This window comes from Clostridium hominis (assembly GCF_014287825.1).
GTDB classification, from domain to species: domain Bacteria; phylum Bacillota; class Clostridia; order Clostridiales; family Clostridiaceae; genus Clostridium; species Clostridium hominis.
This window is the reverse complement of record NZ_JACOOO010000016.1, coordinates 64,042-75,674: the sequence shown is the minus strand read 5'-3', so window position 1 is coordinate 75,674 and position 11,633 is coordinate 64,042. Positions and strand designations below refer to the sequence as shown.

Sequence of the window (11,633 nt, the reverse complement as noted above, 5' to 3'; positions counted from 1 at the left end):
ATTTTAAGTTATAAGAAATTAATGTGATTATAGTTTGTTTGTTATATAATTATATTCTGGAAAATACAATAGTAATTCACAGTAGTTAATAATAAAGCTTCAATAATTGATATTACTCCTAAAAAGAATTATCAATTTAAGCCGAATAACCTTAAAGCACTGCTGTATTAAAAGTTATATAAGGAGGGGAGATATGATGATTAATAACATCTTTTTTAACAAAAGTAATGGGATTAAGATAATGCATATTATTCTATTTATCATTACAGGAATGTATATATTAGAATCTATATTTATTAGGGGACTATTTACTAACTTTATTTTAGCTGGTATTAATATAGCATTAAGTATTGTTGTACTTGTAATATCGCTTATAAAGAAAGAATATAAATTAGCTATTATTGATTTTATTATTTTTAGCTTAACTTCATTAATACTTATATACTTAATGTATATTTAAACTTTATATTTCTTGAAATAATAAATTTGTTAAAATACCGTATTATTCAAACGAATATACGGTATTTTTAATTCTAAGTTGTATAAAGACCATTTATAGTAAATCTTCCTTTTCAAAAATAAAAATATATGCATAGACTATAATTAAATTATAAATAAAATTTTATTACTAATTAATTTTAAAAATTACTTGTTATTAATATATTTATTTTACTAAGCCACCATGAAACATACATTCAAATACTTTTTTGTCTTTATAAAAAATCTCTTCATAGCCATTGAACCATTCAAAAGAACCATTAACAATACAGTGATATTTATAGTCACCATTTTCATATACAATTGGACCTCTGTAAGGATTATCTTCAGGCACTAATGATAGAACTTCTTTTAAGAATGAACCTGAGAATTCTTCACTTAAGACTCTACCCATATAATTCATAGACCAAACTGGAGTTGAGTCTATCCACAGGCCTTCTTCACCAGCAAAACTTTCCCCGCCTAAAAATGTATCTATATATAATAAATTATCTTCGTTATATTGTAAGTCGTGTGAGTTAGGTCTAGAAGATGGGGATTTAGGGCCTTTTCCAGCATAAGTAGATTTTTTAGCTCTACATAAGAATTTTATAAGTAGTTCTGAAGATTCAAATTCAGATGTATTGTCAGTATTTAATGAGCATTCATCTGAAGGTTTTAAAAGTTTATCAATAGATACCTTAAAAATTTCACTTAGTGTAATTAGATTATCTATATCAGGGTAAGAACATCCTAATTCCCATTTTGCAACAGCTTGTCTAGAGACATTAACTAATTCAGCCAGAGCCTCTTGTGAAAGACCTTTATCTTTTCTAAGTTTTTGTAGTTTATCATTAAAATTCATAATCATCACCTCATAGATAAAGTATATATTATGAAAAAACTTTATACTACCAATTAAAGGTTTCGATTTTGACAACTAGAAGTTGTCACGAAATATTACTAAATTGTAATATTTGAATTTATATAAAATTAATATTGTTAATTTATAATAAAATCATAATAATAAAAGCTTAAGGGGAGATATAATTATGGCACTTATAGAAGTAAAGAATTTATGTAAAGTTTATGGTAGTGGAGAAGCTAAGGTTGAAGCATTAAAAGATATAAATTTAGAAATAGAGCAAGGTGAATTCGTAGCCATAGTAGGACCATCAGGGTCAGGGAAGAGTACACTACTTCACTTGCTAGGTGGTGTTGATAAACCAACTTCAGGTGAAGTTATTATAAAAGGTGAGAGTGTTTATAAATTAAAGGAGAAGGAGTTATCAGTTTTAAGAAGAAGAAAAATAGGATTTGTATTTCAATTCTTTAATTTAATACCGGTTTTAACTGCAGAAGAAAATATAGAAATGCCAGTACTTCTTGATGGAGGGAAAATAGATAAGGAATATCTAGAGGATCTTTTAAAACTTTTAGGATTAGAAAATAGAAGGAAGCATCATCCATCAGAATTATCTGGAGGACAACAACAAAGAGTTTCTATAGGTAGAGCTTTAGCTAATAAACCAGCAGTTATATTAGCAGATGAACCAACAGGGAACCTTGATTCTCAAAATTCAAAGGAAATATTAGAACTTCTAAAATATTCAGCTAAAAAATATAAGCAAACTTTAATTTTAATTACGCATGATATAAATATAGCAAGAGCTGCTGATAGAGTCATAACTATTGAAGATGGAAAAATCACTGCTGATGAGGTGATGATATAATGAGAAATTATTCTGATATTACATTTAGATATATTAAAGAGAATAAGAAAAGAAGTATATTTACTATAATAGGACTTATACTTTCTTTAGCTCTAATAAGTGGCGTTGGATTTTTTGGATATAGCTTTAAGAATGTAATGGTAAATAGAGCAATGCTTCAAAAAGGAAATTATGAAGCTGAGTATTGGGGAGTTACTGAAGAAGATTCGCAATTACTTAAAAATGATGTAGATTTATATAATACAGCTACTGAGGGGTATAAGGGAGGTTATAAAACAGATATAAATGAAGAGATAAGCATAGATATTAATAATTATGATGCTGAAGGAATCAAAAATGTATTTAGTAGCAAGGTTATAGAAGGTAGGGTACCTGAAAATTCTCAAGAAATAATGATAGACAATAGATTTAAGGTTAATAACAATATAAGTATAGGTGATAAGATAAATTTAGTTGGATTAGAAAATGGAGAGAAGCTAACTTATGAAATAGTTGGGTTTTATTACCCTGATATGGCAAGTGGTAGTTCCTATGATGCTAAAGTTATTGGTTCAGATAATATATATGGAAATGAGTATAACTTCTATTTTTCTTTAAAAGACCAAAAAGACAAGGTAAATTTAATATATGAAAAAGCTGAAAAATTACAAAGTGTATCAATGGTAGATATAAATGATGAGTTACTAGCACTTAAGGGACAAAGCTCATATTTAGGAATTAATACAGCAATAATAGGTTTGATAACCATAGTGGTAACAATTATAGTAATGGCAACAGTATTTCTTATATATAATTTTATTAATATATCACTAGCTGAAAGAATTAATCAGTTTGGTATTCTAAGAAGCATTGGAGCTACACCAAAGCAAATAAGAAACATAGTATTAAAAGAAGGTCTAATTATGTGTCTTATAGCAGTACCTTTTGGAGTATTATTTGGATTTTTAGGAGTAGATATTACAACAAGAATTCTTAAAGATGAATTATTAAGTATGTTAGAAACAGAGTTTGTAATGTCATTTTATCCTCAAGTAATATTAATAACCTTAATATTAGGTATAATAACTATTTTAATAGCAACTTATGGACCTGCAAAAAAGGCAGGGAAAATATCACCAGTAGATATACTAAAAAATAATGGATATGTAAGCAAATATAAAGAAAAGTTTGTTAAAGGAAATTCTATTAGAAAGATATTTGGTATTGAAGGGTGGATAGCTTATAAGAATATAAGAAAAAATAAAAAAAGCTTCACTGTAACAATACTTTCACTGACTATTTCATTAGTGATGTTTGTGGTTTTCAATGTCTTAAATATAAAACAAAATCAAGAGTTATCATATTTAAAGGAATCTAGTGTTATTGATTTTTTATCCTATACAAATAAAGAAGATTCTAATAATATGAAAAAAGATATTTCTAATATCAAGGGTGTAGATAATGTATATGAAAAGGCTAGTATGAGAATTCCTTTAGTAATTGATAAAGATAAGTTAAATAGTAATGATGAGTTATATTCTGCGAAAGATATTATTACAAATTATAAGCTATTAACTAACTCATTCGTATATTATTATAATGATGATGCTTTAAATGAGATGGGATTGTCAGAAGAAGAGTTAGGTGAAAATGGTGTTATATTAGTTAATAATATAGTAGTCAATGATGGAAGCTCTAAGAGGAATATTGAAATTACTAATTATAAGGTTGGAGATACTATTAAAATACCTAAATCTTTAACTGGATTAAATGTAGATAATGAAGAAGCATATGAATATATAGAGTCAGAGCAATTTAGAAATAATATTGCTAACGATATAGAAGAAGAGAATGTATATGAGGTAGTGGTTAAGAAAATTATAGAAAAAGATATATTAAGTGAATATGGATATCAAGGAAGCTTTGGAATGATACTATCTAAACAAATGTATGAGGTTTTAGATGCTGATGCATATTCAAGCATGATATTAGGAGTAAGCATAGACAGTTCAGCCGACAATAATATTGAAAAAATATTAAATGAAGTTGAAGGATCTTTATCCAAGTATGGCTATGCTTTCGATAATTATTATTATAATAATAAAAGAAGTGAAGAGATGTGGATGGTAATAAATACGTTCATTTATGGATTTATTATTATGGTAACTTTAATCAGTGTTGTTAATATTATAAGCACAATATCATTAAATATACTTTTAAAAAGAAGAGAATTAGCAACTTTAAGCACTATTGGTATGGATAAAAATAAAGTTAATAAGATGATACTTTTAGAAGGAAGCTTATATGGAGTAATAGCATCCTTCTGGGGTGGAATTATCTCGGTGATACTAGTAAGTGTTATGGTTAAAGTTTTAGATAACGGAGTAAGTTTGAGTTACAGTATTCCTGTAGCACCATTTATAGTTGGATTTATAAGCATTATTGGTATTAGTCTAGTTGCAAGTTTAATTCCTTTAAGAAAATTAAGAAAAATAAGTTTAGTTGAGGCTATACGAAATGAGGAATAAATGGTTTATAACTGTTGAGAAGTGGTTTATAATATAGGTGTTAATACTGAAGTAAGAAGGATATAGAGGAGTAGATGGTTATCTGCTCCTTTTTTAGAATTTATAAATTGAGGGAGAGAATATGATTAAGATTTTATTTGTAGAGGACGATTTGCCATTAGCTTTAGGAATTGAGTATACGCTAAAGCAAGAAGGGTTTGATGTTATACATGCAAAGAATTTAGAAGAGGCTAGGGAAAAATATAAATCCTTAGATTTTAATATAATTTTACTTGATGTAATGTTACCTGATGGTAGTGGATATGATTTTTGTAGGGAAATAAGGAAAGAAAGTGAGGTACCAATAATTTTTATGACAGCTTGCGATGAAGAGGTTAATGTTGTTTTAGGTTTAGATATGGGTGGAGATGATTATGTAACTAAACCTATTAGAGTTAAAGAGCTTATTTCAAGAATAAATGCTGTACTAAGAAGAAAAGGAATAACAAATACTAAGTCTTCTGAAGAAATAATAAAAACTGGGAATATACTTATAGAACCTTTAAAGTATAAGGTCTATAAGAATGGACTTAATATAGATTTAACAGCCATAGAATATAAATTGTTATTAATTCTTATCAAGAATAAAGGTAATGCTATTGAAAGAGTTACATTGTTAGAAAAGCTATGGGATGTTGATGGAAATTTTGTTGATGGAAATTCACTTACTGTTTATATAAAGAGATTAAGAGAAAAGATAGAAGATGATATTAAAAATCCGCAGTATATAGAAACTGTAAGAGGTATAGGATATAGATGGGCAGAAAGAATAGTGGAGGGATAATTATATGAATCTTTTAAAAAATAGGGAGATTAAAAATATAATAATACTTTCAGCTATTTCTTTTATAATATTTACTTTAATATCAATGTTATTTTTAAATAATTGGTTTAATAATATTAGTTCAAGATATGGAGAACAGAATATAGCCTTAGTAGGAGCTATATTAGAACAAAATCCTGAGCTCGAGGAAAAGATAATACCTATTATTACAAAAGGTGAGTATGGTAAGTATTACGATGCTGGAAAAGTAGTGATGGATAAATACTATTATAATGATAATATATTGCCATATAAGAATGCTGTTATAAAAAATGAATATGATAATTTTAAAAAAATATGGATAGGCTTCGTAGGAATAGTTTGGGCTATATTATTAACTTTATTTATATATATAATTAAACCTATTTTTAAAAACTTAAATACTCTTGGACAAATTGCAGATAATATGGTTGAAGGAAAGTTTAATAATAAGCAGTTAGCATTAAATGAAGGTGAATTAGCAGTATTTTATAATAAGTTTATAGATATGGGAGAACGGCTTGAAGGAGCCTTAAGTGATCTTAAAGCAGAAAAGGTTAACTTAAAAAATATTATTAATGATATATCCCATCAATTAAAAACTCCACTTTCTGCATTGATTACGTATAATGATATTTTAAAGAATCATAATAATATGGATAGTGAAACTAGAACTAAGTTTATAGACTCAACATCAGACCAGTTAGACAGGATGGATTGGCTTATTACTACTTTGTTAAAATACGCTAGAATAGAAAGTAATGCAATTAATTATAATAAGTCTTTACATTCTTTAAAAGATACTATAAATTATTGTATGCAGCCTTTAAAAGTTAAAGCTGATGAAATGAAACAAAATATTATATTAGATTTTAAGGGTGAGGGCCTTTACTTTCATGATGAGAAATGGATCGGAGAAGCTTTTAGTAATATTATTAAAAATTCTATAGAGCACACAGCTTTAGGAGGAAGTATAAAAGTTTGTCTTGAAGAAACTCCATTAAGTGTCACAGTAACTATAAGCGATAATGGGGAAGGTATAGAAAAGAAAGACCTTAAAAATATATTTAAAAGATTTTATAAGGGAAAGAATTCTTTAAATCCTAAAAGTATTGGAATAGGATTATCTTTAAGTAAAAAGATAATAGAAGCTCATAATGGTAGTATAGTTGCAGAAAGTGAAGTTTTAGTAGGCACCACCTTTTACATAACTTTTTTAAAGGTAAGGTCTGATTATGCAAAGGAGAATGAAATATGACAAGAGACACAAGAGAAGAACTATTAGAATTGTACACTGAGTTAGTAGATTGTGGAGTAGTTTTCCACTATGGTAACGAAGAAATTGATAACGGTGAAATAACTAATTTTGAAATTGATGATGAAGATATGATAACAATCGAATTAGATGGTTGTGAAACTTACGAAATAGAGTTACAAGATTTTATAGATAATCACTCAAAGGATGGAGTTAACTACCATAGCTTTGAAATGGGAAGAAGATTCGATCATATATTAGCTGATAAATAGCAGGAAAAAAGACAGTAGAAAGGTTATGTAACTTATCTACTGTCTTTGATTTATTCTACATTTTCTTGTGAGCTATCCTTTTTTGCTAAGGACTTCATTACCCATGAGCCATTAGGATCTTTTGTTAATTCACCTACTAATGTAGTGCTTTGATGTGGTTCAGTATGACTAAGCCCAAAAGCTTCAACTACAACCTTATCTTCAGTCTTATCGACGAAAGTCATAGTTTGAACTCTGTTGATTCTTAGATCTTTATCTTTCCAATTAGTGAAGTAGTAGTCAATTGCATAAGTTAAATTACTACATTTGTATGAAACGTACTTTCCTTTTAATAAGACTCCACCAGTAACCAATAACACAATAAGAACTATAGGAAAAATTATTGTAAATAACTTTTTTCTACGTTTTTTTAAGCGTTGGACTCTAGTGTATGTCCTATTTTTTTTAGAACGCTTTTGCACCATAAAATCGCCCCCAAAAAAACTCTATGTTAATATATTACCATAAATTGTAAATATGTAAAGTGGATATTGTATATTTAAAGAAGGAAACATATAATAAGGATAAGACAAAAAAATGAAAACAATGGAAGAATAGAAGGAGAACATAAATATGGATTACTCAAGTTTAATATTAATGGAAAGAGATGTTGAAACAGGATTTGTTACAAAAGAATTAGGAAGTTATCAAGTATCTGTTGAAGCTGAATATGTAAAAGGCTTTTATGTAAAGGGAGATACGGTTTATTTAAAATTTGACACAAATAAAGATGTTGAAGAGTGGGAATACTCTGCTATATACGATGTATTTAATTATTCTATATTTGAAGAGGAAGGATTTAAGATTGAAGATGTTGATGATGAATACAATCCAACATTCTTAATTACATTTAAATATGAGGATGATCATGGATATATTAATGAGAAACTATCTTTAGCTTTAGAATTAATCCATGAAGCTATGGAAAAGGCCTTCAATGATATAGAAGGAAAACAAGAAGAATATAAGTAGAAAGGAGTAGCCTATAATGGTTAATAATGCTATGGAAAGTAAGGTTTTAAAGAAGAGAGAGGACATTCAAGAAATAGATAAATGGAGTGTTAACGAAGTTTATTCTAGTGATGAAGTTTGGGAAAAAGAATATAAAGAACTTCAAGAAGAAGCGCCAAAGCTTAAGTGGTTTGAAGGAAAACTTAAAAATGGAGAGGTATTAATAGAATACTTAGAATTAAACGAAGAAATTTCTAGAAAAGCTGAAAAGATATATGTTTATGCACATTTAAAATCAGATGAAGATACATCAAATCCTAAGTATCAAAGTATGATGAATAAGATTGATGCTTATATGGCAGAGTATGCAACATATTCAGCTTATTTAGTTCCTGAACTATTAAGTTTACCAGACGGATTTATAGAGGAAGAGATAAAAAGATTAGATGGATTAAAGCCATATGAATTTTTATTAACTAACATAATTAAAGAAAAACCTCATGTATTAAGTAAGGAAGAAGAGGAACTTTTAGCTGCAGCATCTGATTGTCTTGATGCACCATCATCAATTCATAATATAATGACTAATGCTGATATGAAGTTTGGAAATATTAAAGATGAAGATGGTCATGAAGTAGAATTAACAGAAGGAAATTACTCTTCGTTTATAAAATCTAAAGATAGAAGTGTCAGAGAAGCTGCATTTAAAGATTTATTTGGACATTATAAGGATTTTGAAAATACTTTAGCTACAACACTTTCTAGCTCTATAAAAGCCTTTAATTTCTCTGCAAGAGTAAGAAAGTATAATAGTGCTTTAGAAGCAGCCTTAAAGCCTGAGGATATTCCACTTGAGGTTTATAAGAATGCTATTAAAACTATAAATGATAATATTGAATCACTTCATAGATACGTAAGAGTAAAGAAGAAATTACTTGGACTTGATGAAATGCATATGTATGATTTATATGTTCCAGTTATAGAAATTGATAAAGAACATGTAGAATTTGATAAAGGCGTTGAAATGGCTATAGAAGGACTTAATCCACTAGGAGAAGAATATTTAGAAATATTTAAAGGTGGAATTGAAGGTGGATGGATAGATAAATACATCAATAAAGGAAAAAGAGGTGGAGCATATTCATGGGGTGGATATGATACAAAACCATTCGTATTATTAAATTATAATTACGATTTAAATGATGTATCTACATTAGTTCATGAAATGGGTCACTCAATTCATTCTTACTATTCAAGAAAAGAGCAAAGCTATTATTATGCTGGATATTCAATATTCTGTGCAGAAGTTGCTTCAACAACTAATGAAGCGTTACTTATTCATCATTTAATAAATAAAGAAACTGATGAAAAGAAGAAGCTTTATTTAATAAATCAAGAGTTAGAGCAAATAAGAACAACAGTATTTAGACAAATAATGTTTGCAGAATTTGAACTTTACACTCATGAAAGCTTTGAAAAAGGTATGCCTTTAACAGCAGAGGACTATAATGCTAAATGGCACGAATTAAACCAAAAATATTTTGGTGAAGATATAATTGTAGATAATGAAATAGATGTTGAGTGGGCAAGAATACCTCACTTCTATAATGATTTCTACGTATATCAATATGCAACAGGTTATGCAGCTGCATCAGCTTTTGCTAAATCAATTTTAGATAAAGAGCCAAATGCTGTTGAGAAATATACTGGTTTCTTAAAGAGTGGTGGAAGTAATTATCCAATAGAAATATTAAAGAAAGCTGGAGTTGATATGACAACACCTAAGCCTTTAGAAGCTACTATTGAGAGATTTAATGAATTATTAGATATGTTAGAGAAAGATATTTAAGATGAAAAAGTTTGAAGATAAGTTTTTTAATATATTAATTAATAGATATGGGTTTTATATAAAAGACTATTTTAGTCAATCTAATAATGAAAATAAATGGGTTGCCATATCTGAAAATGATAACTATGCTTATTGTGTTATAGTGTGTGATGAAAATAATGCAAATGTGCTTTATACCGAAGCTTATGAACAACTAAGCAAAATGTTTACTAAGCCTGTAGCTATAAATGTAGTTATTGCAACTAAAAGAGATGAAATATCACAAGAGTATTTAGGACAATACAATAAACTTATTTATTCATTAACTGAAGAAAGAGCGGTTTACAGCGGAGATGGCTGTAAGCCTCTCCTTAAAGTATGTGAATATATGGGTGAAAAAGAGAAGAAGCATAAAAATAGATTTAAAGATAATAAACTTACTTATATATTGATAGGATTAAATGTATTAATTTATATATTAACAGCAATAATGTCTAGAAGTTTATTAGATAGCAACACTTATGTGTTGATAAGATTAGGTGCAAAGGTTAATGAATTAATTAATCATGGACAAGTTTGGCGATTGTTAACTTGTGCCTTTTTACATGGTGGAATTATGCACTTAGCTTTTAATATGTATGCATTGAAGATAATAGGTTCAGAAGTTGAATATGTTTTTGGACGTAAAAAATATTTAATAATATATTTAATGGCAGCGCTTGGAGGAAGTATATTTAGTTATATCTTTAGTCCATACTCTATTTCTGTAGGAGCTTCAGGAGCTATTTTTGGTCTTTTAGGAGCTATGCTGATATTTGGAATTAAACATAGAGATAAAATAGGAAAAAGCTATATGATGAATATTGTTCAAGTTATAATTATTAATATAATTATAGGTGTTTCATTAAGTAATATAGATAATTTTGCACACCTTGGGGGATTGATAGTAGGAGGAGTAACTGCTTTAATAGTTAAAAGTAATTTGGAAAAATCATTTAAATAATAAGTTTTATCTATATTGAAGCAATAGAGGAGGCATTAGCTTTGGATTTGAAAAAAGATAAAGCACTAATTATTAATTTAGTGTATATGGCCATATTAGCTATAACTTTGGTATATGATATGATGGCTAAAGAAGGTGTTCATACATTTAGAATAGGATTAGCAGCAGTAACTGCATGGATTATGTTCTTTGTTTATAAGAAAACATTCTTAAGAAGATCAAGAATAAGTTTTTATTTAATATTTATATTTGTATTTGCTGCGATGTATTTAGGAAGTGTATTAGATTTCTATATAATAATTCCAGGATATGATAAGATACTTCATTTAATTTCAGGGATAATAATAGCGTACATAGGATTTATATTCTATTTAACATTAGTTAAAACTGATGATAAAGAAGCTGTTAATCCTATGATGGGAGTAGTATTTTCTATAATATTCTCAATTGCAGCAGCAGGAGCATGGGAAATATGGGAGTTTAGTACAGACCAATTATTGGGATTTACATCACAAAATAATAGTTTAATAGATACTATGATGGACATAATATGTGGAACAGTTATGGGAATCTTAGCTAATATTCCAATAGCTATGTATATAAAAGGAAAGAAAGTAAGGTTTATAGAAAAATTAGTTGAAGATATTAGAAGATAGTTTCTTCGCAGGGAGAAATATATCCTTTGAATGGAGAAATATACAATAAGTGTAGAGAAATATTACTACGG

12 protein-coding genes are annotated in these 11,633 nt (G+C 27.9%); 10 read left to right on the top strand and 2 right to left on the bottom strand.

Annotation, left to right across the window (positions count from 1 at the left end):
* Nucleotides 1-193 precede the first annotated feature (193 nt).
* Entirely contained in the window at nt 194-460 is a 267-nt protein-coding gene (locus H8S20_RS08575; protein ID WP_141395434.1) for a hypothetical protein, read from the top strand.
* 204 nt (nt 461-664) lie between these two features.
* On the opposite strand, the gene H8S20_RS08570 is transcribed toward H8S20_RS08575, so the two are convergent.
* A complete protein-coding gene (locus H8S20_RS08570; protein ID WP_186859859.1) occupies nt 665-1,342 on the bottom strand; it encodes a DUF5680 domain-containing protein in 678 nt (225 codons plus the stop codon).
* A gap of 187 nt (nt 1,343-1,529) precedes the next feature.
* On the opposite strand from H8S20_RS08570, the gene H8S20_RS08565 reads away from it, so the two are divergent.
* The 5 genes from H8S20_RS08565 (at nt 1,530) to H8S20_RS08545 (ending at nt 7,085) form a co-directional block, all read left to right on the top strand.
* The gene (locus H8S20_RS08565) at nt 1,530-2,210 is read left to right on the top strand and encodes an ABC transporter ATP-binding protein (RefSeq protein WP_186859858.1); all 681 of its coding nucleotides are present in this window, start codon (nt 1,530-1,532) and stop codon (nt 2,208-2,210) included.
* On the top strand, nt 2,210-4,717 hold the full coding sequence (locus H8S20_RS08560; protein ID WP_186859857.1) for an ABC transporter permease: 2,508 nt from the start codon (nt 2,210-2,212) through the stop codon (nt 4,715-4,717). Before H8S20_RS08565 ends, H8S20_RS08560 begins: the two co-directional genes overlap by 1 nt.
* A 121-nt stretch (nt 4,718-4,838) precedes the next feature.
* Nucleotides 4,839-5,540: a response regulator transcription factor gene (locus tag H8S20_RS08555; protein ID WP_032117668.1), complete on the top strand. Its 702-nt coding sequence runs from the start codon at nt 4,839-4,841 to the stop codon at nt 5,538-5,540.
* 4 nt (nt 5,541-5,544) lie between these two features.
* Complete coding sequence (locus tag H8S20_RS08550; RefSeq protein ID WP_186859856.1) at nt 5,545-6,816, top strand: sensor histidine kinase; 1,272 nt, start codon at nt 5,545-5,547, stop codon at nt 6,814-6,816.
* A complete protein-coding gene (locus H8S20_RS08545) occupies nt 6,813-7,085 on the top strand; it encodes a hypothetical protein (protein WP_032117669.1) in 273 nt (90 codons plus the stop codon). Before H8S20_RS08550 ends, H8S20_RS08545 begins: the two co-directional genes overlap by 4 nt.
* Before the next feature lie 50 nt (nt 7,086-7,135).
* Here the strand turns inward: H8S20_RS08545 and H8S20_RS08540 are convergent, their stop codons facing one another.
* Nucleotides 7,136-7,549 carry a hypothetical protein gene (locus H8S20_RS08540; RefSeq protein WP_032117670.1) on the bottom strand — a complete coding sequence of 138 codons (414 nt, stop codon included), beginning with the start codon at nt 7,547-7,549 and terminating at the stop codon, nt 7,136-7,138.
* A gap of 148 nt (nt 7,550-7,697) precedes the next feature.
* Here H8S20_RS08540 and H8S20_RS08535 point away from each other — a divergent pair, with 148 nt between their 5' ends.
* From H8S20_RS08535 to H8S20_RS08520, 4 genes are read left to right on the top strand one after another with little or no spacing between them, the layout of a single operon-like run.
* Complete coding sequence (locus H8S20_RS08535) at nt 7,698-8,096, top strand: DUF6762 family protein (RefSeq protein WP_032117671.1); 399 nt, start codon at nt 7,698-7,700, stop codon at nt 8,094-8,096.
* 16 nt (nt 8,097-8,112) lie between these two features.
* Nucleotides 8,113-9,924, top strand: a complete 1,812-nt coding sequence (gene pepF, locus H8S20_RS08530; protein WP_243177585.1) for an oligoendopeptidase F — start codon at nt 8,113-8,115, stop codon at nt 9,922-9,924.
* 1 nt (nt 9,925) lies between these two features.
* Nucleotides 9,926-10,906 (top strand): rhomboid family intramembrane serine protease, encoded by a 981-nt coding sequence (locus H8S20_RS08525; protein ID WP_186859855.1) that lies wholly within the window; start codon nt 9,926-9,928, stop codon nt 10,904-10,906.
* 41 nt (nt 10,907-10,947) lie between these two features.
* Nucleotides 10,948-11,562, top strand: a complete 615-nt coding sequence (locus H8S20_RS08520; RefSeq protein WP_186859854.1) for a DUF2238 domain-containing protein — start codon at nt 10,948-10,950, stop codon at nt 11,560-11,562.
* The last annotated feature ends 71 nt before the right edge of the window (nt 11,563-11,633 follow it).

Excerpts from the sequence above, each read along its gene's own strand:
- H8S20_RS08570 (WP_186859859.1), bottom strand. The coding sequence starts at position 1,342 with ATGAATTTTAATGATAAACTACAAAAACTTAGAAAAGATAAAGGTCTT.
- H8S20_RS08575 (WP_141395434.1), top strand. The coding sequence starts at position 194 with ATGATGATTAATAACATCTTTTTTAACAAAAGTAATGGGATTAAGATA.
- pepF (WP_243177585.1), top strand. The coding sequence starts at position 8,113 with ATGGTTAATAATGCTATGGAAAGTAAGGTTTTAAAGAAGAGAGAGGAC.
- H8S20_RS08565 (WP_186859858.1), top strand. The coding sequence starts at position 1,530 with ATGGCACTTATAGAAGTAAAGAATTTATGTAAAGTTTATGGTAGTGGA.
- H8S20_RS08525 (WP_186859855.1), top strand. The coding sequence starts at position 9,926 with ATGAAAAAGTTTGAAGATAAGTTTTTTAATATATTAATTAATAGATAT.
- H8S20_RS08555 (WP_032117668.1), top strand. The coding sequence starts at position 4,839 with ATGATTAAGATTTTATTTGTAGAGGACGATTTGCCATTAGCTTTAGGA.
- H8S20_RS08560 (WP_186859857.1), top strand. The coding sequence starts at position 2,210 with ATGAGAAATTATTCTGATATTACATTTAGATATATTAAAGAGAATAAG.
- H8S20_RS08535 (WP_032117671.1), top strand. The coding sequence starts at position 7,698 with ATGGATTACTCAAGTTTAATATTAATGGAAAGAGATGTTGAAACAGGA.
- H8S20_RS08550 (WP_186859856.1), top strand. The coding sequence starts at position 5,545 with ATGAATCTTTTAAAAAATAGGGAGATTAAAAATATAATAATACTTTCA.
- H8S20_RS08545 (WP_032117669.1), top strand. The coding sequence starts at position 6,813 with ATGACAAGAGACACAAGAGAAGAACTATTAGAATTGTACACTGAGTTA.
- H8S20_RS08540 (WP_032117670.1), bottom strand. The coding sequence starts at position 7,549 with ATGGTGCAAAAGCGTTCTAAAAAAAATAGGACATACACTAGAGTCCAA.